Source organism: Bradyrhizobium sp. LCT2 (genome assembly GCF_009931255.1).
GTDB classification, from domain to species: domain Bacteria; phylum Pseudomonadota; class Alphaproteobacteria; order Rhizobiales; family Xanthobacteraceae; genus Bradyrhizobium; species Bradyrhizobium diazoefficiens.
In genome coordinates this window covers 3,790,561-3,816,311 of record NZ_CP034432.1, presented here as the reverse complement: position 1 = coordinate 3,816,311, position 25,751 = coordinate 3,790,561, and the positions used below count along the sequence as shown (strand labels likewise).

General features: G+C 64.8%; 21 protein-coding genes. 9 read left to right on the top strand and 12 right to left on the bottom strand.

Annotated features, from left to right (window positions below; all coding sequences use genetic code 11):
• Window positions 1-279 precede the first annotated feature (279 nt).
• Both EI171_RS18275 and fliP read left to right on the top strand, forming a co-directional pair.
• The gene (locus tag EI171_RS18275) at window positions 280-1,260 is read left to right on the top strand and encodes a flagellar biosynthetic protein FliO (protein ID WP_011088558.1); all 981 of its coding nucleotides are present in this window, start codon (window positions 280-282) and stop codon (window positions 1,258-1,260) included.
• Window positions 1,257-2,009 carry a flagellar type III secretion system pore protein FliP gene (gene fliP / locus EI171_RS18270; protein ID WP_161534334.1) on the top strand — a complete coding sequence of 251 codons (753 nt, stop codon included), beginning with the start codon at window positions 1,257-1,259 and terminating at the stop codon, window positions 2,007-2,009. Before EI171_RS18275 ends, fliP begins: the two co-directional genes overlap by 4 nt.
• A 54-nt stretch (window positions 2,010-2,063) precedes the next feature.
• Here the strand turns inward: fliP and EI171_RS18265 are convergent, their stop codons facing one another.
• The 3 genes from EI171_RS18265 to EI171_RS18255 form a co-directional block, all read right to left on the bottom strand.
• Window positions 2,064-5,828, bottom strand: coding sequence for a tetratricopeptide repeat protein (locus tag EI171_RS18265; RefSeq protein ID WP_161537030.1), 3,765 nt, complete (start codon window positions 5,826-5,828; stop codon window positions 2,064-2,066).
• Between the two features lie 301 nt (window positions 5,829-6,129).
• Window positions 6,130-6,960, bottom strand: a complete 831-nt coding sequence (locus tag EI171_RS18260; protein ID WP_246740582.1) for a tetratricopeptide repeat protein — start codon at window positions 6,958-6,960, stop codon at window positions 6,130-6,132.
• Between the two features lie 85 nt (window positions 6,961-7,045).
• Window positions 7,046-7,702 carry a FecR domain-containing protein gene (locus EI171_RS18255; protein ID WP_161534332.1) on the bottom strand — a complete coding sequence of 219 codons (657 nt, stop codon included), beginning with the start codon at window positions 7,700-7,702 and terminating at the stop codon, window positions 7,046-7,048.
• Between the two features lie 447 nt (window positions 7,703-8,149).
• On the opposite strand from EI171_RS18255, the gene EI171_RS18250 reads away from it, so the two are divergent.
• Window positions 8,150-13,354, top strand: coding sequence for a DUF5801 repeats-in-toxin domain-containing protein (locus EI171_RS18250; RefSeq protein ID WP_161534331.1), 5,205 nt, complete (start codon window positions 8,150-8,152; stop codon window positions 13,352-13,354).
• Window positions 13,355-13,376: 22 nt separating this feature from the next.
• Here the strand turns inward: EI171_RS18250 and EI171_RS18245 are convergent, their stop codons facing one another.
• From EI171_RS18245 to fliL, 5 genes are all read right to left on the bottom strand, one after another.
• The gene (locus tag EI171_RS18245; RefSeq protein WP_039185590.1) at window positions 13,377-13,577 is read right to left on the bottom strand and encodes a hypothetical protein; all 201 of its coding nucleotides are present in this window, start codon (window positions 13,575-13,577) and stop codon (window positions 13,377-13,379) included.
• 662 nt (window positions 13,578-14,239) lie between these two features.
• Window positions 14,240-15,001: a MotE family protein gene (locus EI171_RS18240; RefSeq protein WP_011088566.1), complete on the bottom strand. Its 762-nt coding sequence runs from the start codon at window positions 14,999-15,001 to the stop codon at window positions 14,240-14,242.
• Window positions 15,002-15,011: 10 nt separating this feature from the next.
• Complete coding sequence (locus EI171_RS18235; RefSeq protein WP_060908203.1) at window positions 15,012-15,458, bottom strand: DUF6468 domain-containing protein; 447 nt, start codon at window positions 15,456-15,458, stop codon at window positions 15,012-15,014.
• A complete protein-coding gene (fliM, locus tag EI171_RS18230) occupies window positions 15,455-16,657 on the bottom strand; it encodes a flagellar motor switch protein FliM (RefSeq protein WP_011088568.1) in 1,203 nt (400 codons plus the stop codon). Before fliM ends, EI171_RS18235 begins: the two co-directional genes overlap by 4 nt.
• Before the next feature lie 29 nt (window positions 16,658-16,686).
• The gene (fliL, locus tag EI171_RS18225) at window positions 16,687-17,187 is read right to left on the bottom strand and encodes a flagellar basal body-associated protein FliL (protein ID WP_027548517.1); all 501 of its coding nucleotides are present in this window, start codon (window positions 17,185-17,187) and stop codon (window positions 16,687-16,689) included.
• Window positions 17,188-17,572: 385 nt separating this feature from the next.
• On the opposite strand from fliL, the gene flgF reads away from it, so the two are divergent.
• The 4 genes from flgF to flgH are packed head-to-tail and all read left to right on the top strand — an operon-like array spanning window position 17,573 to window position 21,060.
• The gene (gene flgF, locus EI171_RS18220) at window positions 17,573-18,334 is read left to right on the top strand and encodes a flagellar basal-body rod protein FlgF (protein ID WP_011088570.1); all 762 of its coding nucleotides are present in this window, start codon (window positions 17,573-17,575) and stop codon (window positions 18,332-18,334) included.
• Window positions 18,335-18,350: 16 nt separating this feature from the next.
• Window positions 18,351-19,139 carry a flagellar basal-body rod protein FlgG gene (gene flgG / locus EI171_RS18215; RefSeq protein WP_011088571.1) on the top strand — a complete coding sequence of 263 codons (789 nt, stop codon included), beginning with the start codon at window positions 18,351-18,353 and terminating at the stop codon, window positions 19,137-19,139.
• Window positions 19,140-19,149: 10 nt separating this feature from the next.
• On the top strand, window positions 19,150-20,292 hold the full coding sequence (gene flgA / locus EI171_RS18210) for a flagellar basal body P-ring formation chaperone FlgA (RefSeq protein WP_028173290.1): 1,143 nt from the start codon (window positions 19,150-19,152) through the stop codon (window positions 20,290-20,292).
• A gap of 3 nt (window positions 20,293-20,295) precedes the next feature.
• Entirely contained in the window at window positions 20,296-21,060 is a 765-nt protein-coding gene (flgH, locus tag EI171_RS18205; protein WP_011088573.1) for a flagellar basal body L-ring protein FlgH, read from the top strand.
• Window positions 21,061-21,335: 275 nt separating this feature from the next.
• Here the strand turns inward: flgH and EI171_RS18200 are convergent, their stop codons facing one another.
• Both EI171_RS18200 and EI171_RS18195 read right to left on the bottom strand, forming a co-directional pair.
• Complete coding sequence (locus EI171_RS18200; RefSeq protein WP_161534330.1) at window positions 21,336-22,115, bottom strand: 2-keto-4-pentenoate hydratase; 780 nt, start codon at window positions 22,113-22,115, stop codon at window positions 21,336-21,338.
• Window positions 22,116-22,223: 108 nt separating this feature from the next.
• A complete protein-coding gene (locus EI171_RS18195) occupies window positions 22,224-23,252 on the bottom strand; it encodes an aldehyde reductase (RefSeq protein WP_161534329.1) in 1,029 nt (342 codons plus the stop codon).
• Window positions 23,253-23,348: 96 nt separating this feature from the next.
• Between EI171_RS18195 and EI171_RS18190 the strand changes: the two genes are divergently transcribed.
• Window positions 23,349-23,747: a helix-turn-helix domain-containing protein gene (locus tag EI171_RS18190; protein WP_202633157.1), complete on the top strand. Its 399-nt coding sequence runs from the start codon at window positions 23,349-23,351 to the stop codon at window positions 23,745-23,747.
• Between the two features lie 280 nt (window positions 23,748-24,027).
• On the opposite strand, the gene dksA is transcribed toward EI171_RS18190, so the two are convergent.
• Window positions 24,028-24,393 carry an RNA polymerase-binding protein DksA gene (gene dksA, locus EI171_RS18185; protein WP_008554760.1) on the bottom strand — a complete coding sequence of 122 codons (366 nt, stop codon included), beginning with the start codon at window positions 24,391-24,393 and terminating at the stop codon, window positions 24,028-24,030.
• Window positions 24,394-24,608: 215 nt separating this feature from the next.
• Window positions 24,609-25,220 carry an NAD(P)-dependent oxidoreductase gene (locus EI171_RS18180; protein ID WP_161534328.1) on the bottom strand — a complete coding sequence of 204 codons (612 nt, stop codon included), beginning with the start codon at window positions 25,218-25,220 and terminating at the stop codon, window positions 24,609-24,611.
• Window positions 25,221-25,369: 149 nt separating this feature from the next.
• Here EI171_RS18180 and EI171_RS18175 point away from each other — a divergent pair, with 149 nt between their 5' ends.
• Window positions 25,370-25,741 carry a helix-turn-helix domain-containing protein gene (locus EI171_RS18175; RefSeq protein WP_028173285.1) on the top strand — a complete coding sequence of 124 codons (372 nt, stop codon included), beginning with the start codon at window positions 25,370-25,372 and terminating at the stop codon, window positions 25,739-25,741.
• Window positions 25,742-25,751: the final 10 nt, after the last annotated feature.

The window sequence follows — 25,751 nt, the reverse complement described above, 5'->3', positions numbered from 1 at the left end:
CAGGTGGTTAAGGATGTCACAGATGCATGTCCCGGGCCGGGACACGGATTCGTTCCCCCGTGATTCTACGCCTCCAAAAGTGGCATTAACCCAACCGCTTGGCGGCGCATGCACAGGCCAAGAAGTCGTTTTGGATCGGGCGATTCATAGGTTATTAAGAGTTGGGGACGGCAAAACTTGCCGTGGGACGTTAAGAGATCGCAGTTTGGGGCATCGTAGGCCGGTGGTTGGCGCGTCTGACCATTGGCACGAGAAGAGCGCCATTTCTCGGGGACAAGTATGCAAGGCAGCCCTATCACCTTCATCGTCGCGTTCATCGTCGTTCTGGCGTTGATCGGCGTCGCTGCATGGCTGGTTCGCCGATTCGCCAGCAGCCGGCTCGGCGCCAACACCCAGCGCGGCCGGATGCCCCGGCTCGCCGTGATCGATGCTGCCGCCGTCGACGGCCGGCGCCGCCTGGTGCTGGTCCGGCGCGACAATGTCGAACACCTCCTGATGATCGGCGGCCCGACCGACATCGTCGTCGAGCCCAACATCGTGCGCGCCGCGCCCGGCCGCGACCAGCTTCCGCAGCGTCCCAACGCCGCCGAACCGCCGCGCCTTGCCCCGATGCCCGATGCCGGCAGCTGGGCCGACGAAGTGCCGCGGCCCGAGATGCTCGATCATCCCGAGCCGCAAATGCCCGAGCCGCCGCCGCGGCCCGCGCGCCCGTCCTTCGCCGACGAAGTCCGCCGGCCCGCGCCCGCACTGGCCGAACGCCGCAGCGAGCCGCCGCTGGCGGGCTTTCCGCCCGAGCCGATCGCGCCGCGTCCCGAGCGCGAGCCGCGGCCTGAGCCGCTGCCGCTACCACCGCGCGTTGCCCGCAGCGAGCCGCCGCTGATGCCGCGTCCGCCGCGCCAAAGCGAGCCGGCGAAGGTGCCGCCCGTGCGCGCCGAGCGCGCGGTTGCGCCGCCGCCTCCGCCCGTGCCGCAGGCTCCGCCCGTTCCGCCGCCGCCCCCCGCTCCTGCTGCGCCCTCAAGCGCCGAACAGAATCTGGCCGAAATGGCGCAGCGGTTAGAGGCTGCGCTGCGCCGCCCGGCCGGCGAGACGGTCGCGCCCCCGGTTGCGCCGGAGCCGCCGGCCGCTCCCCCGCGCGCAGCACGCAGCGAGCCGCCGGCACCCCCGGCCCCGCCGCCGAAGCCTGCCCCGGAAAAGACCAGCTTTGAGAATCTCGAAGACGAGATGGCCTCCCTGCTCGGCCGTCCGAAGCCGTCTTCGTGAGGCTGCCGGCCCTCCCGCGTAGAGTTCTTTTTCTTTCTGTCCTGATCGGCGCGGCTTCGCTCGCAAGCCTGGCGCATGCGCAGGACATCAGCATCAATCTCGACGGCCAGGGCGGCGGCGTCACCGAGCGCGCGATTCAGCTCATCGCGCTGCTCACGGTGCTGTCGATCGCGCCGTCGATCCTGATCATGATGACGTCGTTCACGCGCATCGTGGTCGTGCTGTCGCTCCTGCGCACCGCGATGGGCACGGCGACCGCGCCGCCGAACTCGGTGATCATCGCGCTCGCGATGTTCCTCACCTTCTTCGTGATGGGGCCGGTCCTGCAAAAATCCTACGACGAAGGCATCCGTCCGCTCGTCGCCAACCAGATCGGCGTCGAGGATGCGCTCCAGCGCGCCTCGGTCCCGTTGCGCGGCTTCATGCAGAAGAACGTGCGCGAGAAGGATCTCAAGCTGTTCCTCGACCTCTCCGGCGAGCCGCCGCCGGCCACCCCCGACGAACTCGCGCTCCGCATCCTCATCCCCGCCTTCATGATCTCCGAGCTGAAGCGCGCCTTCGAGATCGGCTTCCTGCTGTTCCTGCCCTTCCTGATCATCGACCTCGTCGTCGCCTCCGTGCTGATGTCGATGGGCATGATGATGCTGCCGCCGGCAACGATATCGCTGCCGTTCAAGCTGATCTTCTTCGTCCTGGTCGACGGCTGGTCGCTGGTGGCTGGGAGCTTGGTGCAGAGCTACGGGGGATGAGGCAAAAGCCACCCTCAGGCGACGAAGCCGGACCTGTCTCGCGTCGCGAGATTGCTACCGCGTCATCTTGATCTGCCGCAGCGCGGGGATCTTCGGCAGCGAGCCGGTGTGGTCGGTCTCTTCCTTGGCCTGCGGCCCGGCTGGCGCGCGGGCGGTGGCGTCGGGGAAGCGCTGCTTCATCTCGCGCAGGAAGCCGTCGAGCGTGTCGACGCTCGCAGCCAGCTTGGCGATCTCGGCGAATTCGGCGCTGGAGGCCGCGGCCGGCTTGCTGGCGATGTCGAAGGCGACACGGTCGGCGCTCTCGCTCATCAGCGGCGCGTATTTCTCGCGAAAGCGCGACAGGCCGATCGAATCGTCGGCGAGCGCGTAGCCGACGGCGGCGCGGATGATGTCGCTCTTCTCCACCGCATTGAGCGGCTTGAAGTCGCGGAAGCGCTCGCCGTAATAGAGCTCGATCTGCTCGGCGGACTCGCGCCAGCGCCGCGCCGCCCAGAAGATGTCGGAGCGCAGGCGGAGCACCTCGCGTCCGGAGACGTTGGAGACGATGTCGAGCGCGAGATCGTGCCGGCCGACGTCGCTCTGCGCCCGCGCCTCCAGCAGCAGACGCTGCTGCCTGAGCTCGCCGGAGAGATCGCTGATGCGGCTCGCGCGCAGCGCCGAGATCGCCATGTCCGGCCTGCGGTTGGCGAGATAGATCATGGAAAGACGCGCGGCGACCTGGGCACGCGCGGCGCCTTCGAGGCGGTGGTCGACCTGGTATTGCAAGAGCTCGGCGGCCTGATCGAGCAGATCGATCGAGGCGAGACGGTCGGCGAGACGGCGGATCAGCTCGTCGCCGCGGCGGCCGATCGGCGTCAGCTCGCGGAACTCGTAGAACATCCCGAGCGCCTCGACCGGCGGCAGCTCGTCACCCTTGGGCCCCAGGAAGATCTGCGTGAACAGGTCGGAGGCGAGATCCTGCGCCTGGCGCGAGGCTTCCGCATTCGGCTGCAGCTTCGTCGCGGTGCGCGCCGCCGTGAGCGCGTCCCGGTAGCGCCCGTTCTCGGCATACATCTGCGACAGCATCTGGAGCGTCTTGACCTCGATCGCGTCGCCGCGCCAGGTCATCGACAGCGTCTCGAGCTCGCGCAGCGCGTCTTCCTTGCTGATCTCGTCGCGCTTCTGCCGCAACGCGACCTCGAGCTGCTTGGCCTCGGCCGCAGCCGGCCGGTCGCTCGAGGCGACCGCGAACTTGTAGTCGTCGAGCGCATCCTTGTCGTGGCCAAGCGCCTCGGCGAGCCTGCCGCGCAAAACGGCGAAGCCGGGCGCAGCCTCGGGCGATACGCCGACGATCTCGAGCTCGCTGCGCCGCTTGGAGGCGCCGGCATAGTCCTTCACCTCGAGCGAGGCGCGCATCGCGTCCATCGTCACGATGCGCTGGATGTCGAGCGGCAGCGAGGCGATCGCGAATTCGACGTTCTTGAACTTCTCGCGCGCGTCCGCCCATTTGCCCTGGCGCGCATAGGCGAGCGCCTTCCAGAGCTGGGAGTCGTGGCTGTTGCCGATCACGGGATTGGCGAGGTCCTTCAGGCCCTGCGCCGGCCGGCCGATCAGGATGCTCGCGATCGCGTGCATGATCAGCGCGCCGCTCTCCTCCTTGTTGAGCGGATCGCTCAGCATCAATTCGGTCACGGCCTTGGCCTCGTGATACATCGCGCGTGACATGTAGAACTGCGCGAGGTCGAGCCGCGGCAGCGAGCGCAGCGCAGGCTCGACGGCCGAGATCGCCATGAACAGATCGCTCTGGCGCGTTATGAAGTTTTCCGACTGCCCCTTGCGCCAGGCTTCGGGGCTGAAGATCGGGCGCACCGCGGTCGGGGCGCGCTCGGCGGAGATGTCGACCGGCGACAACGTCAGTCCGCCCTTCTTGCCGAGAATGACCTTGTCGGATCCGACCTCGACGCCGACCTCGTCGGAGTTCGGCCGGATCGCGATGCCATGGGCGGATTCCAGCAGCGAGAGATCGACGAGGTCCTGACGCTTGATGAAGCCGCGCACCGGCCGCTGCGCGGTGACGACATAGAGCATGTCGCCGGCGTCGGGATCGGTGAGCTTGTGCAGCAGGCCCGGATTGGCGAAGGGAATCGCGATGTTGGCGAGCGCGGGATCGGTGATGTTGCGCGACATCATCAGCGGCAGCGGCGTCGCCTGGATCTTGTCGGCGAGCGTCAGCAGCCAGTTGGTCTCCTTGTCGACCTCCTCGCTCGTCAGCGAGTAGACCAGCGGCCGGGTGAGACGGATGCGTACCGCCTGCCCCTTGTCGAGGGGGATGCGGCCGACCTCGCCGATCATCGCCCCGCCCTTGGTCCGGATCGCCTCGACGTCGATCGGCTTCGGCGTGTCGAACACCAGCCAGACGGTATCGCCGCGGCGGAACGCCGCCGCAGGCGTTGTGACCTGAAGCGGGAACGTCACGCGCAAGCCGTCGCTGTCGCGGCGCGCATCGACGCTTGGTGCGGCCGGCTGCGGCGCGGCCGGCGCCTCGGCGGGCGCAGCTTTGGCTGCTTCCTTGACCGGCTCCTTCGCCGCTTCCTTCACGACCTCCTTGGGCGCCTCGACGATTGCCGGCTTGGCAGCCGCGGCCGGAGCTTCGGCAACAGGCGGGGTCGGCTTCGCGGCTTCCTTCGTCGCTTCCTTCGCCGCTTCCTTGGGCGCTTCCGCAGCGTGCGCAGCTTCGGCCGCGGGAGCCGCCGCCGGTTTCGGCGCTTCGGCGGCGGGCATCGCGGCAGGCGCTTCCGGCTTCACCTCGGGCTTGATATCGATCTTGGCTTCGCGCGCGATCGTCTCGGAGGTCGGCGGTGCGATCTCGCGATGGGCGTCCTTCTTCTCGGCCGCCGGCTTTTCCGCGGCCGGTGCCGGTCCATGGCCTTGGCTGGCAGGCTTGGCCTGCGCAATCGCGGCCTCCGGCGTCGCAGCCGTCTTGCCCTTGTCCGGCTGGAAGGAGACGTCAACGACGTAGTTCTTCTCGTCACGGAAGGAGTGCACGTCGGAATCGCCGATCAGCGCGATCTCGACATTGGTCTGGTCGATGTCGGCCTTCTGCTTGATCGAGGCGACGTTCGGCGGCGCGGCGACGACTGCGTCGGCGAGGTCGAAACTGAGGTTGGCGTTGAAGGCGAGCGTGAGCTTCTGCTCGTTGAGCACGGAAGACACGCCGACACCGTCGGGCATCTCGAACACGAAGCGCACGAAGGTCGGCTGCACCGAAGCGCGCACACGGATCTGCGGACGCTTCCTGGTCTCGGCTGCGGCGCGCTGCACACGCAGCGCCCGTTCGGCGACGCGCGCACGCTCGGCGAGTTCCTTGACCACGTCCATGGGCAGGCTCGGCGGCGGCCCCTTCCAGCCCTCGGGCAAGAGGTCGATGAAAGTGCGCTCGCCGGCATTCATGGTGTTGACCGTGACGCGCCGCGCCAGCGACAGGCGGATGGCGCCGCCGTCGGGATCGCGGCGGGCGGAGTTGACGTAGTCGGGCGCGCCCTCCGGAACCCGGTCGACGGGCACGTCGACCGGCCGGTCGAAACGGATAATGAGAATGGAGCCGGCCGTCGTGACCTCGGAGGGAACATCCTCGCCGAGCCTGATCACGAGACGCGCGAAGCCGCCGGCGGCCGAAAAACTGGCCTCGCCCCGGATCGGGTCCGCCCGCGCCGGGCTTGCGGCGATCAGGCCGACCAGGAGGATGGTTGCCAGCGCAGGTGCGTTGCGGACATGACGCGACACCCCCCACGCCAGGGCGCGGGCTCGCGACACAAATCCAGCGGCAGCCTTCTGCGCCATTGGCGGCATTTCTTCCGGTTCGACGACCCATACCGGCACATGGCGCCGGCCCATGTCGTCGAATGTAGGTTTTGCCAATTAAGGACTTGTTAATGCTGTAATGGCGACTTGATCCGGCGCAGCGCGTCGCGACGCCTCGCGTGTGGGCTTAGGCGTTCGCGCTCCAAATCTGGAGAGCAAGTGGTTAAGGAGACGTTAACACCCCGTCGTCACCGGCGCCGGGCGGAACCGGCGCGGGCCGCAGCCTGCCGTCTCGACAAAATCCTCCACGATGATCGACGAGCCAGATCCAGTCGTGAGCTCAGTCGCGACCGACGCCATAATGCGCGAACTCGTCGCCGATGTTGGCCTGAATCGTCTTTGCAGCCGAAATGTCGGAATCTCCGCCAATCGCGTCGCCCTGCTTCAGCTTGGCAAGCCCGCGGCCAAAAAGCGCGCTCGCCAATTCCGGGGCGGCTCGCAAGGCAGAATTGTAGTCAGTGATCGCCGCACCGAACTCACCCATCTTCAGGTGAATCAGCCCGCGCGAGTCGTACACGGCGGCGCTGGTCGATCCGGATTGAAGCGCTCTGTCGCAGTCCTCCAGCGCGGCCTGCCAGGCACCAAGCACCGCCCGGGTCCAGCATCGTCCGCTCCGTGCGGCCTGCGAATCCGGCTGGAGACGAATGGCCTCGTCGTAGTCATGCGCCGCGCGCTGGTGGTCATTCTTCTTCAGATAGGCTCCGGCGCGGTTGACGAAGGCAGCGACATAGTCGGGATCGAGCTTGATCGCATCATCAAAGGCTTCGATCGCGAGCTCATACTCGCCTTTCCTCAAGTAAGCCACACCGCGGTTGTTGAAGGCCTTTGCGTATGTCGGCTTGAGCGCGATCGACTGATCGAAATCGCGGATGGCTTTGTCGTAGTCGCCCTTTGCGGTGTAGGCATTGCCGCGATTGTTATAGGCGATAGCCAGAGCTGCCGTCGTACCCTGACTCGCCTCTATGAAAGCCGTGCAGGCATCGATCCGGACATCGAGCGGGGTGGCACCCACCCCGTTGCACGGTTCAATATGACTGAGATAGTTGGTCTTCACCTTGGAATTCTGGGCCGCGACTGGCAAGCCAATCAACAGCAGGACGCCAAGCGCCACTCCGCTTTTTGCGACGGACGATCTTGGTTCCATGTCAGGCCCCGTCCCCTGAGATCTGGCGATTGCGCGGAGGCTAGAACCAGCGTCAGCACCCGCGGCAGATGTTCAGATTGAGCTTGTGCTCGGCCCTTTGCTCGGGTCGCGGCGACCCCGTGCCGCCGGACTTCTTCAGATATTTGTTCTTGCCCTCTTCGATAAGAGTGGAAAACCTGGTGGTTCCGTCATCTGAGATTTCGACATGAGGTGTCGTGCCTCGAACGCCCATCGTGGCGACCGGCGTTTCGATCCTCATGTCGCCGGTCTTCGCAACCTGGCCGGCAACAAAGACGAACGTCCCCTTGGTCAGGTTGAAGCTCGTCGAATTGGACTTTCCAGCCGGCTCGTAGACATATTCGTCCAATTTCATGCGGGCGTTGCTCGACAAGTTGAACGAGGTTCCGTCCACGAAGTTGATGCCGACCCGACTGTCGGCATCGGTTCGAACCACATCGCCCAAATAGACCGGATCGCCAATCTTGGTCTGGATGGATTCGCCCGGGACTTTTGCCTGGACAATGACAGCTCCCACATGCTCGATGATGACCGAGCCCTCGGCTGCCACAACTTTCCCGATTGGCTTTGACGACGAATCCAGGACGGCCCGCCGCGGAGAATCGCTCTGCGCCTGGACTGGGTGGGGTGACGAGGCGGCCAGCGCAAGGGCGATACCTGTCACGAGAACAGTCGCTGCGTGAGTGCGCATGGCTCACCCCTTTTTTAAGATGTTGTTTTGAGCATCCGAACGGCTCCGACGGTGTCGGCACCACCGGGCATCATGGCAGACCAGCGGCGACAAACCACGACAGGCAAACTGGTTATTCCGGATTAATCCGAACGGCTGATCGCCGTGCCCGAAAGAGCCACTATCCGTGCCGGGCAATTTCAACGAGCTTTTCCCCCGTGCCGTCAGGCGAAGCGACAGCAATTCTGCCGTGACTGGCCTGGGCGGAATTCTCGGAAACAACGACCTTCAGCGGGCCTGGCCAAGGTTGCCGGCGCAAAATTGCTCCCGATCGCGTGACGCGGCAAGCCAGCAAAGCTACGGCGATGTCTGAGGTCGACGCTGGGCAATCGAGGTCGAACAATGTCCGTCACGCCCGCTGGAAGGCCCGGGGACGAGCGCGAAGCCGCTGCGATCAGGCGTCACCGAGTGAACGCGGCCAAGAGCGGCCCTCTTGATGGACCCGTTGCGCAGATTCGCGAGCGGGCCTCTGCCGGCGGCTTCGGGATGCTGTCGCTCACGGCAATGCTCTTCTCGATGATCAAACAGGTCAAGGCCGCAGACCCGAACGTAACGTTCCTGGATGACGACGCCATCACTTACAAGGACCTTGCGCACGGTGCATACGAGCTTGTGACCAAGGAGCCGATCCCGCGGCACATCATCGTCGAGGATCCCGGCGAAACGATCGTCGTCAAAAAGGTCGGCTCCTCGGTCAGCGTGAACCAGGTCACGAACACGGCTGCTCGCATGGAGGAGTTGCGGGCGGCACAGCAGGACGCGCTTGCCAATCTGGAAGGGCGAGACCCCCACGGGTCGGGCACACCTCCTTTCGTCAAATCCCAGCCGCTACAGCCGATCAATTTCATTCCGCCCGAGGCTCCCGCGGCGCAAGATTTGCTGGCGCCTGTCTCACCGTTTTTCCTCCCTCCGCCTCTGATCATACATCCGCCGCCGACGCTGAACACCGGAGCCGGCCCGGCCGAACTCGATACCGTGGTGTTTGACACATTCACGGCGACGAGCGGGACGTTCACCGCAAGCAGCAGCAACAGTGATGCCACACTGACCTTCGGTATCAGCGGCGGCACCAACGGCAACACGGTGTTGGGCGGGGTGACGTATGATGTATCGCAAACCGGCCCCTATGGCACCCTTTACCTCAACAGCGGGAGCGGCGCCTACACCTTCGTCCCAAACAGTGATGCGATCAATGCGCTGAAGGCGCCAACGACCACAAGCTTCATTATCACGGTGGCGGATGGCTCGCTCTTGGTCAGTCAGCCCTTCCCGATCACCCTCAACGGCGTCGAAGATGCAGCCCTCATTTCCGGTACGACGACCGGCTCAGCGATAGCGGCCGGTGGCGTGGTCAATGCCTCGCCCGGCACGCTGATCGCGACCGGAACGCTCACTGATACCGATCCCGACGACCCGCCCAATACCTTTACGGCGACCGGCTCGCCGGCCGCGAGCAAGTACGGCACCTTCACGATGACAACGGCCGGCGTGTGGACCTATACGCTCGACAAGGCCAACAGTCAGGTGCAAGCGCTCCATGTAGGCGACAGTCTGACCGACAGCTTCACGGTGACCAGCATCGACGGCACCGCGCAGGTGGTCACGATCACCATCCACGGCCCGTTGGTTGAGGTGACGGACACGGCGCCCTCGCTGACGCTCAGCGAGACGCATCTGCCCGCGACGTCCCTTGACGACAACATCGCTGGCTCGGCGCCGGACGCGGCGCGGACGACGACGTCAGGCGACTTCTCGACGGCGTTCACATCGGTTCAGGGGGCGAACGGTACGACGATCAGCTACGCGCTTTCGATCACGGGTGGCAACGGCACGGCATCGGGCCTGATCGACTCGCACACCGGCCAGGCCGACGTGCTGATCCTGAACGGCAACACCATCGAAGGCCATGTCGGCACTACCGGCGGGGCGCTGGCATTCACCATCACGCTCGATCCGGCGACAGGAATCGTGACCTTCACCGAGTACCGTGCAGTGACGGAGCCTTCCGGCACCAACCCGGACGGCGGGGAAGGCGTCTCGCTGACCGAAGGGACTGTGACCCTGTCGGCGACGATCACCGAAAAGGACGGCAACTTCCAGACCGCGAGCCGTGATCTCGGCAGCCGGCTGATCATCACCGACGACGGCCCGACGATTGCGGCGACGGGGACGGCTCCGTCGTTGACGCTGAGCGAGACGCATCTGACAGCTACGGCGCTGGACGACAGCATCGCCGGCGCGACGCCGGACGCGACGCTGACGACGACGTCAGGCAACTTCTCGACAGCGTTCACGTCGATCCAGGGGGCGGACGGTGCGACGATCGGCTATGCGCTGTCTGTCACCGGCGGCAACGGCATGGCGTCGGGTCTGCTCGACTCGCACACTGGCCAGGCCGATGTGCTGGTGCAAAAAGGCAATACCATTGAAGGCCATGTTGGCACCGTCGGCGGCACGCTGGCGTTCACCATCACGCTCGATCCCGCGACAGGAATCGTGACCTTCACCGAGTACCGTGCGGTGACGCAGCCTTTCGGTACCAACCCCGACGCCGGGGAAGGCGTCTCGCTGACCGCCGGGATTGTGAACCTGACGGCGACAATCACTGACAAGGACGGTGACTTCCAGACGGCGAGCCTTGATCTCGGCAGCCGGCTGACCATCACCGACGACGGCCCGACGATTGGAGGTTTTGGCATCGCAACCATCGTCGCCAAGGACGATCAAGTTGCGAACGGCACCTACAACGTGAGCTTCGGTGCGGATGGCGAGGGCGCGATGCGCGTGGCCGTCCACAATGGCACTGTTAATGGGTACGATCTGGCGACAACGGATCTGGGCGGCGGCATCACGTCGGTACACGTGACCGGGAATGGTGATGACTACACCTTCTATTATACGACCAAGGCGGTGAGCGGCGGCGTGGAGCTGGATGCGTTCTTCACCGATACAAGCGGGACGCTGAGCGATCCATACTTTAGGCTGCTGATCAATCCAGACGGAACCTACACGTTTGACATCGAGACCGTCGGCTTCTTGCAGCAGACGACGGTGACCGGCTCCGATTTCGGAGCATCCGGCAGTGGCCAGCCGTCACTCACCGCTCCGGACGGTCTGCTCGTCATCACCGGCGATTTCAATGGTGCCCCTGCTGACGTCAAAGCGTCGAGCAACGGCATCGCGGTCGGCGACACCGGACTGCAAATGGATCAACACGAAACCTTGAATCTGGCCTTCACGCCGGTGCAAACGGACGTCAGTTTCGCGCTGACGCAGTGGCAAGGAAACGGAGCTGCGGACGTCGTCTTCAAGGTCTTTGATGGCACCAACGACATCCACGACTTCAGCATAAACATTCCAAAGCCATCGGGTGACGCCCACGTCGTGGTGAAAGAGACTTCGAATCTCGCGCTTGTAAACACTTACTCGTTTGATGGCGCAACTTCGACCTATACGCTCTACGTTGGATCGGAATTCAACCGAATAGAGGTGTCGTACGATCACGCGGTAGCCGGCAACGCTACGTTTACCGTCAACAACATCACATACAGCGAGGGATCCAGGATCCCCAGCACCGATCTGCTGTTTGACGTGACGGCCGTCGACCGTGACGGCGATGCGTCAACGACCGGCCTGCAAGTAGACCTTCTGGGCAGCACTAACGTTGCGAGTGGTGTCACCTTGAGCGATCCCCCACAGCCGGTGACGACTGCCGTCAACGGCACCAACGATGGGGCCACTCTCTCCGGGACCGCGACCGGCTCCATGATCGAGGCTGCGGGCGGCGCGCCTGGCACGCCGACCGCTTCCGGTGCGCTCACCAACACCGACGTCAATCTGCCCAACACTTTCACAGCGGTGCGCTCGCCAACGGCGAGCGACGGCGGCTACGGTATGTTCACGATGACCGCGGCGGGCCTGTGGACCTACACGCTGGACAACAACAATAGTGTGGTGCAGGCGCTCGATGTTGGCGACACGCCGACCGACACGTTCACCGTGACCAGCATCGACGGGACGACGCAGGTCGTGACCATCGCCGCCCATGGCGCCGGCGACGCCCCCAACAGTTTCGATAACCTGGCCGCGGGACCAGCCGTGACGAGCGATCCTCCCTTCGCCCCTGTGACTCACGGAAGCGAAACCATCGCGGCCGGTGGCGATGTGGGCCAGATCATCTCCACGGGCGCCGGCAAAGATACCGTCAACGGCACTGGCCAGGCTGACATTCTTCATGGCGGCTCCGGCAACGACACGATCAAAGGCAATGACGGCGATGACACGACGCACGGTGGCGCGGGAATCGATGCGGTCAACGGCAACAAGGGCAATGAAACGATCATCGGCGGATTTGGCGCCGACCAATTGACCGGCGGCACCGGGAACGACCGTTTCGTCCATTTGTCCGCGGCGGATTCCAAGGCCGGCCAGTTCGGCACCATCACCGATCTCAACCCGGGATCCGACAAGATCGACTTGACGGCTCTCGGCGGGCTTGGCTTCGTTCTCCTGGCCTTGAGCTCGGCAAGCACGTCCGTGCCGGCGCACACGATCGCCTGGCTCTACGACAGCGCGGCCAATGAAACGATCGTGTATGTCAATCCGAGCGACCAGACCCTGCACATTGGCGATTCCGGCCTGATCGAAATCCATCTGCAGGGCATTGCGACCATCGACGCGTCGGATTTCACCCTGACGCCGGCGGCGGCAGCCGTGCTGGCGGCCGGCAGCGACCCGCTCGATCTCAGCGCAACGACACAAAGCGACGCCACCGCCGTGACGACGACCAGTTCGTCCGAGACCACACTCAGCGACGGCACGCTCCTCGCTGACTGGAACGCGACGGACAGATCAACCGACCAGGCCCACAGCGTCTTTGCCAGTTCGGACCAGTTTGCATGGACCGAACATCCCAGCTTCGCCAGCTCAGACGGGGTGCAGCCGCACGCTGCAGAGATTACCAGCAGTGACGCGGTAACGCCCGCACCGAGCGGGCTGTCCACGATCTTGCACGACGAGGCCGCACCGACGGCGACCAGCTTTGTCTTCGATCAGCTAACGCTGCCCGACAGCACCGATACGACGATCGGAAACAATGACTCGATCGCCGGAAGTGCCCCCATGCCTGAGATTGCTTTCGCGGCGCTCCAAGATGCGGCCGAACAGCTCGCCCGGCACGGGCGTACGCTGGAGAAGGGCAACGAGGACCACGGTGCATCGGCTCCAGACAGCGCCCACAATGCTGCTCATGCCCACGGCGGCGCCAGTCATTCCCTTCCAAGCGAGGCAGCCGGACAGCACGATGCGCCGAAGCACGGCCCGGTGGATGTCGATCCGCCCTCTGCCGGTCATGCAGCGCACGGCTCTGCGCCTGCCGGTTCGCACCAGGTCGGCGACTCCTTTGACTTCAAGGATGGCGCTTCGCATGGCCAGGGTCCGGAGCACGGCGTCCAATTGGATGATCCCTCAGACCCGTCCGGTCATCACGAGCACGCCGGGAAAGCCCACGAATCCGAGGCGGCGTCAATGCACGAACTGTCCCCGTCGCATATTGATCCGGCTCACGGGGCAGGCACAACTGGCGCTCACGTGCTGCACGATCTGATCGTGTGACGCACACAAGGCGACCGTCTCTTCAGTGTTGCGGTCCCGCGCAATCCGGCGCGGAGGAGTTCTCTCGCTCGAGACCAGCGTCATCTTCAGCGTCGCCATCTTCCCCCTGCGGCGGCCATGCATGCTGATGGTCTAGCGCGGATGTCCAGGCGAACGTCATCGCCGCGATGAGCAGCCGATTGACGGCTTCGATTGCGCGTTCTGCTACGGACGAGTAGTTCATAGCTTCCTCCCGCGCTGCGGATTGCGAATGGCGGGAGCCTAGGACGAACTCTGCGGCGCCACTGTACTCCACTTCACATTTGTACGCGTCAACTCATCGCAGCCTCAGAAGATGCCTCTTGCTTCGGCTGCATCCGCAACGCGAGTCGACGTGCCTCGTGCGGCAAGGACGTCAAACTCGCGGCGATCACCCCACTCCCCGGCGCGTTTGATCTGCGTGCTCGGTTGCCGAACAGGCGCGCACAACCTCAGGGGTGTTGCGGTCCATCAACGACTCTGAATCAGATGTGATCATTGCGATGCGAATTCGATTGGTCAACTTTTTGGGGGAGCAATCAATGAGCGAAGAAGCCAACTGCATTGTATGTAGCCAGGCAAGAGCGGTCGTAGCCGTCTTTCCAATCGCGCGGGGTTATGCACTGAAGGTATACGAGTGCTCCTGCTGCCACAGCACCCTTCATCTCGTGACTCGAATGACGAAGGCTGCGCTGATCAAGCAGCACTGCGAGACCCTCCTTCCCGTCGAGAAACCGCTGAGCTCGGCAGGTCGCAGGGTTCAGCAGCGGTTCGCGAGCTAGACACGCAAGGCGTCTAGCCGCGTGCAGGCCGAACGACCGCGCGATTGCGCGCAGGTTGCCGTAACGCGCCGCGGCTCTCGAGCCCTCAATTCGGCTTTTGCGTCGGCTTGCCGTCGATCTTGGGCAGGTCGCCGGCCGAGGCGGATTGATCGCCGCCGCCATTAGCCCGGCGGGCCATTTCGACGGTCAGCCGCTCGGCGGCCTCCGGTGACATCAGCCCCAGGATGTCCGACATCTTTCGCGGCGCGATGGCCGAGGCGATCTCGATCAGCACGCCCATCTCGAGGCGGTCGAACACCCGCGCGGCGTCCTTCGGCTTCATGCCCTCATACATGGTGACGAGGCCCTTCATGCGCTGGGCTTCGGCGGCCTTCTGCTCGGCCTGGGTCGCGGAGATGCGGGATTCCACCGCCTTCATCTCCTCGACCTTGTTCTCGATGCGCTTCTCGGCCGATTTCAACAGGCTCTCGCGGATGTCGATCTCGCGCTGGCGGGCCTCGATCTCCTGGCGGCGCGACTGCAACCGCTCCAGGATCGCGCGCTCCGAGGCCGAGACCTGCGGCTGGGCTTCCTCCACCTTGACCACGGTGCCTTCGGCCTTGGTCTCGGGCGCGGCCGGCTTCGGCGCCTCCTTCGGCGCGCCATGGGTCGAGCCGGTGATGTCGGGGTCTTCCCGTCCCGTCGGAAAGTTCAGATTCTCCTGCGCCCAGGACTTCTTGGCCTGGTTTGGCTGGTAGTCGAAGACATAGCCGCCATTGATCACGAGGCCCGCGACCTTGAGCGTGGCGAGACCTGCGACGGCAACCAGGACGACCGGTATGACGCGGATGTTACGAAAGGACTTCATACCCCTGACTTCATGCGGCAAGGCCGTTGGATCGTCGGCGCTCGGAGAAGGCTTCGGCCGCAGCCGCCACCGCCTTCGCCGACGAGGGCTTGGCCACCGGCACGGCAACCGGCTCCGGACTGGTCACGGGGCGCGCGGCGATCGCGATCTTGGACAGGCGCCGCACCACGTTGTCGGCTTCGCCCAGCTGCTTGTAGAGCTGGTCCGACATCTGGGTCGCCGCCGCGAGCTGGCTGCCGAGGTTCTCGTTGACGTCGCGCACGGCGAGCTTCAGCCCGCCGATCGCGCGCTCGGCGATCTCGGTCGCGGTGATCAGCTCGGCGATGACCGCCTTCAGCGAATGCTCGTCCGCCTTCAGCCGCGTCAGCCGCTTGTTCAGCAGGATGCAGTAGCCGATCGTGAGCATCAGCAAGATAGCCACCAGCGTCTCGATCGCCATTCCAAGGGAGTGGTTCATGGGGCCTCCATCATCTTGTTCTGCTCGTCCACCTTCTCGAACATCGCAAGTGTCGTACTTGGCTTGCGCAGGGGTTTCGTCACCCTGATCGCGACGCGGTCGCCGACCCGGCCCATGCGTCCTTCGGTGATTGTGACGTCGCCGCAGCGCACGGTGACATTGGCATCCGCGCGCATGTCCAGCGGCAGCGTGTCGCCGACCTTCAGCCGCATCAGCTGCTTGAGCGGGATGTCGGCCTCGTAGAGCACTGCATCGACGGAGATCTCGGCCTGGCCGATCTCGGTGGCGAAATGGCCTTCCCAGACCGGGTCGCGGCCGAACTTTTCGCCCATGAACATCTGGAGCAGGACGCCCCGGATCGGTTCGATGGTCGCGTAAGGCAGCAAGAGCTCGATATTGCCGCCGCGGTCTTCCATGTCGATGCGCAGGCGCACCAGGATCGCGGCGTTGGCGGGACGGCTGATCGCGGCGAAGCGCGGGTTGGTCTCGAGCCGGTCGATCGTGAAGGTCACCGGCGACAGCGGCCGGAACGCCTGCTCGGCGTCGGCCAGCACCACCTCGACAAGCCGCTTGACCAGCTCGGTCTCGATCGTGGTGTAGGGCCGGCCCTCGATGCGGAGCTGGCTGGTGCCGCGGCGGCCGCCGAGCAGCACGTCGATCATCGAGTAGATCAGGTTGGAATCGACCGTCGCCATGCCGAAATTGTCCCACTCCTCGGCCTTGAACACCGAGAGCACGGCCGGCAGCGGGATCGAGTTCATGTAGTCGCCGAAGCGCACCGAGGTGATGCGGTCGAGCGAGACTTCGACGTTGTCCGAGGTGAAATTGCGCAAAGACGTCGTCAACAGCCGCACCAGGCGGTCGAAGACGATTTCGAGCATCGGCAGACGCTCGTAGGAGACCATCGCCGAATCGATGATCGCGCGAATGCCGGAATGGTCGTCGAGCGTGACGTCGCCGACGGTGAAGCCGAGGAGGTTGTCGATCTCCTCCTGCGACAGCACCCGCTCGCCGGAGTTCTTGCCGGAGCCGAGGTCGCGGCTGCCGTCCTCGACCATGGCCGCCCATTGCAGGGCCATGGTCTCGGAGAGTTCGTTTTCGGCAGCGGCCTTCGCGGCCTCCGCGGGATCCTCGGAATCGAGCGAAGCCTCCCATTGGGCGGCAATCGCATCCTGGTCCATCTGCTCGTTGCCGGCCATGACGCTAGCCCATTACCTTCCCTGAGCCGTCACTGGATCACGACTTCCTTGAACAGCACCGCGCTGACCTGGACCGGCGCGACCGCCGCGTTGACACGCTTGGTCAGCTCTTCCTTGAGGCGGAAGATGCCGGCGGAGCCGTTGAGGTCGGAGGAGCGCAGCTCGCGCACATAGGTCTGGAAGATGTCGGTGACGCGCGGCATCGCCGGCTTGATCGCCTCGATCTGCTTCTCTTCCTTCAGCTCCAGCACGATCTTCAGCTTCAGATATTGCACGCGCTCGCCCGGAGCGCCGGCGAGGTTGACCATCATGTCGGGCACCTCGACGAAGGCCGGCGGCTTCGGCGGGGGCGCCGCCTCGGCATGGTGCTCGTCGTCGCCGTGGCGGAAGAAGAAGAACCAGGTCGCCGCGCCGCCGCCGAGGACGGCGAGCAGGCCGACGGCCATGATGATGAGCTTGAGCTTGTTCTTCGGGGGAGCGGCTTCCGCGCCTTCGGCGGCTGCGCCGCCTTCCGCTTCATTCTCTGCCATGGTCGCCCGGCTCGCTCATCTCTTATAGGAATCGAAAGAGCGAAGCCCCCTGGCAGACAATGACGCGATACAAATGCCCCAGCGCAATGCGCTCCTCTTGCACGCAAACGCTACGGTAATAATGGTTAACGGAACCTTTCGATTGGGCCGCCACTAGGAAAAATCTGCCGGGCAAACATGGCTAACAGAACCTTTCTGCCGCCCTCCCGCACCCTCGAAAAATCAACAAGACATTGATATTTAACAATTTTCTACGTTGGCACGGCTTTCGCTGAGAAGGGACCGAGGCCCGGGGGTTTGGGAGAACCTGACGGTCTCGTTCACGGGGTCCGCCAACGCGCTTGGGAGAGCGAGGAGGCAGATCTCACTCAGGGGAGATCTTCCGATGCAGAACGCGCTTCTGATCGGCTTGTCACGGCAGATGACGTTGGAACGGCAGATGGATGTCATCGCCAACAACGTCGCCAATGCCAACACCAACGGCTTCAAGGCCGACCATTCGCTGTTCGAGGAGTTTCTCAACTCGAACGCGCGTGAGGACAATTTCGTCGGTTCCGACCGCCGGGTCTCCTATGTGCAGGACCGCGGCACCTTCCGCGACGTCGGCCAGGGGCCGATGGAGGCGACCAACAACCCGCTCGACATGGCGATCAACGGCAACGCCTTTTTCGCCGTGCAGGCCAATGGCGCCGAGCGTTACACCCGCGACGGCAAGTTCACGCTCAGCAGCACCGGCCAGCTCGTCACCTCCGACGGCAACCTCGTGCTCGGCACCGCCGGCCCGATCACCTTCCAGCCGACCGACCACGACATCAATATCGCCCCCGACGGCACCGTCACGGTGCTCGAGGGCACGGCCAAGACCGACTCGATCCGCGGCAAGATCCGCATGGTGACCTTCGACGATCCGGCCAAGCTCACCAAGCTGGGCGCCAACCTCTACAGCGCCGGCTCGGCCAACCAGCAGGTCGACACCAAGTCCACCGTGCAACAGGGCTACATCGAGAAGTCGAACGTCAACTCGGTCGGCGAGATGAGCCGCATGGTCGAAGTCATGCGCAGCTACACCGCCATCGCCAATCTGCTCCAGCAGCAGAGCGACCTCCACAAATCGGCGATCGAGAAGCTCGCCGACGTTCCGGCCTGATTAGGGGATCATTGACATGCAAGCGCTCCACACCGCTGCGACCGGAATGGCGGCCCAGGAACTCAACGTCCAGGTCATCTCCAACAACATCGCGAACCTGCGCACCACCGGCTTCAAGAAGCAGACCGCGGCGTTCCAGGACCTGATCTACGAGCACGTCCGCCGCGTCGGCGCGCAGGCCTCGGACCAGGGCACCATCGTGCCTGTCGGCGTCGACATCGGCGGCGGCGTCAAGACCGTCGGCACGCCGCGCAGCATGACGCAGGGCACGCTGTCGCAGACCGGTAACGACCTCGACCTCGCGATCTCGGGCGAAGGCTTCTTCAAGATCCTGATGCCGGACGGCACCTTCCAGTACACCCGCGACGGCACCTTCCAGATGGACAACCAGGGCCGCGTCGTCACCGCGCAGGGCAACCCGGTGCAACCGACCATCACCATCCCGAACAACGCCTCCGGCCTCACCGTCAACGAGCAGGGCCAGGTCTCGGTGACGCTGCCGGGTTCCTCGACGTCGGCCGTTCAGGGCCAGCTCGGCCTGACCCGCTTCATCAACAAGGCGGGCCTCCAGCCCGTCGGCAACAATCAGTTCACCGAGACGCCCTCTTCCGGCCCGCCGCAGGACGGCACCGCGAACACCGAAGGCTACGGCAAGATCACGCAGGGCAGCCTGGAGCAGGCCAATGTCGACGTCGTCTCGGAGATGAGCGACCTGATCGCCGCGCAGCGCGCCTACGAGATGAACGCCAAGGTCATCAGCGCCGCCGACCAGATGATGCAATCGACCACGGCGCTGTTCCGCTGAGGCAATGACGATGATCCGCACCACCCTCGCCACGATCTCCGCTCTCCTGCTGCTGGCGCTGCCGGCGCAGGCCGCCGACGACGTCATCGCGGCGCCGACGCTGCGCGCGAGCGTCACCGTGACCTCCGACGTGGTGCGGGTCGGCGATCTCATCGACAATGCCGGCTCGGCCGCGCTGATCCCGGTCTACCGCTCGCCCGATCTCGGCACCACCGGCGCGCTGCCGGTCGCGCATGTGCTGTCGGTGTTGCGCGCAAAGCAGGTGATCGGCGTGATGACCGGCGACATCAGGGAAGTCCAGGTCACCCGCCTCGCCCGCACCCTCGCCAACAAGGACCTCGAAAACGCGGTGGCTTCCGCGCTCGAGCGCCGCTTCGGCCTTGGCGATGCCGCCAACATCACCGTCACCTTCGACCGCGGCGTCGCCGACATGCGGCTGGACGCCTCCAACACCGGCGCGCTCCAGCCGGTCGCGACGCGTTACGACGCCCGCGGCGGCCGTTTCGACATCGCCTTCGAGATCAACAACGACAACAATCCGGCGCCGACCAAGCTGCGCTTCACCGGCACCGCGATCGAGACCGTGGAAGTGGCCGTGCTGACGCGCGACATCGACCGCGCCGACCTCCTGAAATCCTCCGACGTCACGCTGGAGCGCCGGCCCAAGGCCGAGGTCACCGGCGAGGCCGCCTCGCGCGACCGCACCATCGGCATGCAGCTGCGCCGGCCGATGCGGGCGGGCACGCCGATCCGCGTCGCGGACATCGTCAAGCCCGACTTCGTGCAGCGCGACCAGAACGTCACCATCATCTACCAGGTGCCCGGGCTCTACCTCACCACGCGCGGCAAGGCGATCGAGAGCGGCGCCGAGGGTGACACCGTCAGCGTGCTCAACCTGCAATCCAAGCGCACGCTAACCGGCGTCGTCACCGGCCGCGGCCAGATCACGGTCCAGGGCGCGAGCCAGTCGCCGCCGATGGCGCCTGCAGTCGAGCAGACCTCCTCGCTCAAGCGTGACGAAACGCCTGCCCCTGCGGCTGCGGCCGCAGCGCTCGCCCAAAGCCTGATCCAGGCGCCCACGTCTCCGGCCCAGATCGCACAAGCCCAGATCCCGCAAGCCCGCGTCTCGCAAGCTCCAGCCAAGTCAGAGTAAGTCATGTCCCCGTTCAGTTCGGCTTTCCGTCCTCGTCGCATCGCGATCTCTGCCCTGCTGCTGGCCATTGGCGCGCTGGCAAGCGGCTGCTCCTCGATCGACCGCCTGTCGCAGATCGGCGAGCAACCGAAACTGTCCGCGATCGACAATCCGACGGCGCAGCCCGGTTACAAGCCGGTGCAGATGCCGATGCCGAAGCCGGAAGTCGCCTCCTACAATCCGAACTCGCTGTGGCGCAGCGGCAGCCGCGCCTTCTTCAAGGACCAGCGCGCCCACCAGATCGGCGACCTGCTCACCGTGACCGTGAACATCACCGACAAGGCCAACATCGCCAACGAAACCCAGCGCAGCCGCACCGCCAAGGAAGATTCGGGAATTACCGACTTTATCGGCAGCCAGACGGTCACGCAGCCGCTCAAGGTCCTGCCCGGCCGCCTTCTCACCACCGACTCGACATCCTCCGCCGACGGCAAGGGTTCGGTCAATCGCCAGGAAGCGTTGCAGACCAACGTCGCCGCGGTGGTCACGCAGGTGCTGCCGAACGGCAACCTCGTGGTCGAAGGCAAGCAGGAGATCCGGGTCAACTACGAGATCCGCGAGCTCGTGGTCGCCGGCATCGTCCGCCCCGAAGACATCCAGAGCGACAACACCATCGACTCCAGCAAGATCGCGCAGGCCCGCATCGCCTATGGCGGCCGCGGCCAGATCATGGACGTGCAGCAGCCGCGCTACGGCCAGCAGGTCATGGACGTGCTGCTGCCCTTCTAAGCCTCTTTAAGAGCTCCCACATCGTGTTCGCGAACCTAGGCGCGAACGACGATGTACTACGCGGCCCTCGCTAGCTCCCCTGGCGAGGGCCGCATGTATTTTGCGATGGTGCGCCACGCTCAACCAGGCCGGTCGTACAATGATAGCGACGCAGTTGCCCCAAACTCCGTCATTGCGAGCGTAGCGAAGCAATCCAGAAATGCGCCCGCGGAAGGATTCTGGATTGCTTCGTCGCAAGAGCTCCTCGCAATGACGGAGAAGCGCGGTTGCGCCCCTCACTTGAACTCCGCCTCCACCACGCCCAGCCCGTCCAGCTCCATCCGTACCTTGTCGCCGGCCTTCAGCCACAGCGTCTTCACCAGGCTGCCGGTGAGCACGAGCTGCCCCGCGTGAAGACCCTTGCCCTCGGCGGCGAGATGGTTGGCGAGCCAGGCGAGCGCGTTGTGGGGGTGGCCGAGCACGTCGGCGCCGGTGCCGTTGCCGACCTCCTCGCCGTTGACGATGGCGCGGCCTTTGACCGCCTTCAGGTCCGGCACCGACGAGCGCGGAACCGACGGCCCCAGCACGCACCCGGCGGCGAAGAAATCGTCGGCGATCAGCGTCGGCGCGCCCATCGTCTCCCACTTCACATAGCGGTCGTCGACGATCTCGATCGCGGGATGATAGGCATCGACGGCCTCGCCGACCCATTCGGCCGTGAACGGCGCCTCGCCGGCGGCAAGGTCACGCTGCAGCCGCACCGCGATCTCGCATTCGACGCCGACCCGGACATATTTGGAAGCCGCGAGCTTCACCCCGCTGTCGTGCACGCCCTTCTGGAACACGCCGCCGGCGCAGGGATGCGGGATGCCGATATAGTCCTGCATCACCTGGCTGGTGCAGCCGATCTTGTAGCCGACGAGCGGCCCGGCATGCGGCAGCAGGAGATCGTGCAGCGCACGCTGGACCTGGTAGCCCTCGGCCTCGTCGGCTGGCGGAAACTCGAGCGCCGCAAGCGGCGCATGGTTGCGGCGCGCCAGCGCGATCGCCTTTGCGGCTTCGAGAATGTTGTCCATCGGCGCCGCCTCCCACGCTACGCATTCGAGGGCGGCACTTCAGCATCCCTGCTGCGGCCTGACAAGCGCGGCCCAAAGAACGGTCCTAAGGTCGGCCAAACAGCGGCTTCACGCCCTGACCAGGCCAAGCCGGATCAGGCTCTCGGCCGTCGCGAGGATCGCCTCATCGTTGGAGCGCGGCTGCCAGCCGAGCAGCGACCGAGCCTTGGCGCTGGTGGAATGCCGCACCCTTCCGAGCATCGGCACGACCGCACGCAGCAGCGGAATCCGGTTGGCGGCCAGGCGCACCAGCCAGTCCGGCGCCTGGAGCCGTGGAACCCGGCGTGCCCTCGGTCCGAGTTCCCGCCGCAGCACCCTGGCGATATCGAGGATCGACATCGCCTCGCCGGAGACCGCGATGAAGCGCTCGCCTTTCGCCTCAGGCGCGATCATCGCCCGCAGATGAAGGTCGGCCACATCGCGCACGTCGACCACGCCGAAATAGACCCGCGGCACCGCCGGCATGGCACCGTCGAGCAGCGATTTGACGATCTCGATCGAGCCGGAGAAATCCGGCCCCAGCACGGGACCGAAAATGCCGGCGGGGTTCACGACCGAGAGCTCGAGCCCGCCGCCTTCGCGCGCCACGAAATCCCAGGCCGCCCGCTCGGCCAGCGTCTTGGATTTGATGTAAGCCTGCACGTCGGCACCTCCGAGATTGGTCCAGTCGGTCTCGTCGAACGGTTTTTCCCGCGGCTTGTGGCCATACCCGATCGCACCCAGCGACGAGGTGATCACCACGCGCCTGACGCCGGCCTCGCGCGCGGCCCGCAGCACCCGCAGCGTGCCGTCGCGCGCCGGGATGATCATCTCGTCCTCATCCTTGGGAACACTGGTCGAGAGCGGCGAGGCAACATGGAGAACGTAGTCGCAGCCCGCGACGGCCTCACGCCACCCCTCGTCCCGGACGAGGTCGGCGGTGAAGAAGGACAGGCTCTCGGGCGATACCGCCCCGCCCTCGCGCAGCATGGCCAGCACGTCGGCCTGCCGCTCCGGCCGGCGCACCGTTGTCCGCACCGTGTGGCCGGCGGCCAGAAGTTGCAGGACGACGTGGATGCCGACGAAACCCGACCCGCCCGTGACCAGAACAATGCTCATTGCCAAATTCCCCTCGTTGCACGGGCCGGCGAATTGGTTCCATCAAGGCCCTGCTCAAGGCGGCATCTGGTCACTATGTGCTTGCGAACAAGTAGAATGGATTTCGAGACCAGTATGGAAAACCTGACCAGTGCCTGCGACGGCGACTGCGATTGCAGCCCCGACCCTGCCCTGCTCGCCGACTTCAAGCGGGCCATCCACGCGCTCGGCGGCAAGTGGAAGCTGGAGATCCTGTTCGCGCTGATGAACGGCGCGGTCCGTTTCGGCGCATTACGGCGATCGATCGGCGGCATCACCCAGCACATGCTGACCACGCAGCTGCGCGAGCTCGAGCAGGACGGACTGGTGTCGCGAACCGTCTTCGCGGAGAAGCCCTTGAGGGTCGAGTACGAGCTGACGGATGCGGCCTACGGCCTGTTGCCGGCGTTTAAGGAAATATTGAGCTGGTCCAGGCTTTATGGGGCCGCGCGCCTCGTGGCGTCGCACCAGGCCTGATTGCAGCGATGCTTGATGCAGCTGGATCGGTGTCTCAGCGTTCGAGTCGATCCCGTTGATGCGACTCGCAAAATCTCCCGCACCTGAAGTGAAGGCTGTTTCTCATCCGAACTCACGTGAGCTCGGAGGATGTGACTCTAGCTCATTGATCGCGATTCATTTTTCGCGATTGCGGTCGCGCGTTGAAGCGCGACGGCAAGCGACGGGCAATATCCTGACCGCGGCGCGAAATGGCGCCTTGCGTCCAAAAACAAAGAGCCGCATCGCTGCGGCTCTGACTCTATTCGTCGCGATAGACCTTCTCGCGTTTCTCGTGGCGCTCCTGCGCTTCCACCGAGAGTGTTGCGATGGGCCGGGCCTCGAGCCGTTTCAACGAGATCGGCTCGCCGGTGTCCTCGCAATAACCGTAGGTGTTGTCCTCGATACGCTGAAGCGCGGCGTCGATCTTGGCGATCAACTTGCGCTGGCGGTCGCGGGCGCGGAGTTCGATGGCGCGGTCGGTTTCGGACGATGCCCGATCGGCGAGATCGGGGTGGTTCACGTTCTCCTCCTGCAGGGCTTGCAGGGTGAGCTTGGACTCTTTGAGGATCTCATCCTTCCAGGCAAGGAGCTTCAACCGGAAGTACTCCTTCTGCCGGTCGTTCATGAAAGGCTCTTTTTCGGTCGGTCGGTAGTTTTTCAACTTTTCCAAGGGCGGCCTATCTGTCTAAGCAACGACTCGCAAACGGAACGGGGTCCGTTGAGCGGGGCGTTATATAGCGGCCTCCTGTGACAGACAATATTTCCCTGATCGCCCAGCCGGCGCCCCCAAGCCCTTGCACAGGAAGGTTTATCCGCAAGGGCCCGGGAGCGGCCGAAGGCCTAGTATCCGACCGTGAAACGCTGCCTCAAATGGGCCGGCCGCTCGACCTCGTCGGCAAGCGCAATGGCGTAGTCGGCGAAGCAGATCCAGCTCTTGCCGTTCGCATCTGCGAGAAGCTGATCGGTCCCGAGCCGGAACTTGGCCGTGCGCTCGCCCTCGACGAACAGCGCCGATGGCGAGATGAAGGTCCAGTTCAGTTCCTTTTCCTGCCGCAGCAGGTCGAGAAAGGCGGAGCCAGCCTCCGCCTCGGCCTTGTATTGGGCCGGAAAACCGGGAGTTGTGACCAGCTTCACGCCTGGTGCAACCTCCAGGCTGCCAGCCCCGCCAACGACGAGGTAGCGGCCGACCTTGGAGTCCTTGGCTGCCCCGATCAGCTTGAGCGCGTCGCTGGCCAAGAAGTGCACGGAACTCACGGCGACGTCGTGCCCGGCCCACAGCCCGGCGAGACCCGCCTGGTCGAGCACATCCCCCTTGGTGGGTGTGACGTTCGGCAGGGCCGCGATCTTCTCGGGGTTCCGGGCGATGGCCGTGACGCTATGGCCGCGGCGGGACAGTTCCTTGGTGATCTCCGACCCGGCCCGGCCCGAGGCGCCGGCGACTGCGATTTTCATGGAAGGCTCCTTTGCTTCTGTGGTAACTAGCAGCGACTAGATATCTCAAAGAAAGCTGGTGTTAAGAGAGCACTTTGTGCTCACCTGATTACGCAGGAGTAACCGGCAAGCGAGCCGGCAAGCGACTTCAATGGATCGAGGACCCGAAGATGAAGCCCGACGTCTATGCAGCGAACTGCCCCACGCGCCAGATTCTCGATCGCGTCGGCGACAAATGGGCGGTGCTGATCCTCCTGCTGCTGCGCGAGGAGCCGATGCGCTTCAATCAGTTGCGTCGCACGATTGAAGGCATTTCGCAGAAGATGCTGAGCCAGGTTCTCAAATCGCTCGAACGCGACGGCCTGATCAAGCGCCGCGCCATCGCGACCGTACCGGTGACGGTGGAATATTCGATCACGCAGCTCGGGCTGACACTCGCCGCGGCCGTCGATCCGTTACGCGATTGGGCCGAGCAGAATCTGAAGGACGTGCTCGCCGCCCAGCGCCGCTACGACGCGCAGAAGGAGGAGGAGGCGGCGTAAGCCCTTTCTC

What these genes read in the sequence shown, in the direction of transcription:
- flgH (WP_011088573.1), top strand. Translation starts at nt 20,296, where the DNA reads ATGTCCCCGTTCAGTTCGGCTTTCCGTCCTCGTCGCATCGCGATCTCT.
- flgA (WP_028173290.1), top strand. Translation starts at nt 19,150, where the DNA reads ATGATCCGCACCACCCTCGCCACGATCTCCGCTCTCCTGCTGCTGGCG.
- EI171_RS18245 (WP_039185590.1), bottom strand. Translation starts at nt 13,577, where the DNA reads ATGAACTACTCGTCCGTAGCAGAACGCGCAATCGAAGCCGTCAATCGG.
- fliL (WP_027548517.1), bottom strand. Translation starts at nt 17,187, where the DNA reads ATGGCAGAGAATGAAGCGGAAGGCGGCGCAGCCGCCGAAGGCGCGGAA.
- EI171_RS18275 (WP_011088558.1), top strand. Translation starts at nt 280, where the DNA reads ATGCAAGGCAGCCCTATCACCTTCATCGTCGCGTTCATCGTCGTTCTG.
- flgF (WP_011088570.1), top strand. Translation starts at nt 17,573, where the DNA reads ATGCAGAACGCGCTTCTGATCGGCTTGTCACGGCAGATGACGTTGGAA.
- EI171_RS18235 (WP_060908203.1), bottom strand. Translation starts at nt 15,458, where the DNA reads ATGAACCACTCCCTTGGAATGGCGATCGAGACGCTGGTGGCTATCTTG.
- EI171_RS18195 (WP_161534329.1), bottom strand. Translation starts at nt 23,252, where the DNA reads ATGAGCATTGTTCTGGTCACGGGCGGGTCGGGTTTCGTCGGCATCCAC.
- EI171_RS18180 (WP_161534328.1), bottom strand. Translation starts at nt 25,220, where the DNA reads ATGAAAATCGCAGTCGCCGGCGCCTCGGGCCGGGCCGGGTCGGAGATC.
- EI171_RS18255 (WP_161534332.1), bottom strand. Translation starts at nt 7,702, where the DNA reads ATGCGCACTCACGCAGCGACTGTTCTCGTGACAGGTATCGCCCTTGCG.
- EI171_RS18175 (WP_028173285.1), top strand. Translation starts at nt 25,370, where the DNA reads ATGAAGCCCGACGTCTATGCAGCGAACTGCCCCACGCGCCAGATTCTC.
- EI171_RS18190 (WP_202633157.1), top strand. Translation starts at nt 23,349, where the DNA reads ATGGATTTCGAGACCAGTATGGAAAACCTGACCAGTGCCTGCGACGGC.
- fliM (WP_011088568.1), bottom strand. Translation starts at nt 16,657, where the DNA reads ATGGCCGGCAACGAGCAGATGGACCAGGATGCGATTGCCGCCCAATGG.
- flgG (WP_011088571.1), top strand. Translation starts at nt 18,351, where the DNA reads ATGCAAGCGCTCCACACCGCTGCGACCGGAATGGCGGCCCAGGAACTC.
- dksA (WP_008554760.1), bottom strand. Translation starts at nt 24,393, where the DNA reads ATGAACGACCGGCAGAAGGAGTACTTCCGGTTGAAGCTCCTTGCCTGG.
- EI171_RS18265 (WP_161537030.1), bottom strand. Translation starts at nt 5,828, where the DNA reads ATGGCGCAGAAGGCTGCCGCTGGATTTGTGTCGCGAGCCCGCGCCCTG.
- EI171_RS18240 (WP_011088566.1), bottom strand. Translation starts at nt 15,001, where the DNA reads ATGAAGTCCTTTCGTAACATCCGCGTCATACCGGTCGTCCTGGTTGCC.
- EI171_RS18200 (WP_161534330.1), bottom strand. Translation starts at nt 22,115, where the DNA reads ATGGACAACATTCTCGAAGCCGCAAAGGCGATCGCGCTGGCGCGCCGC.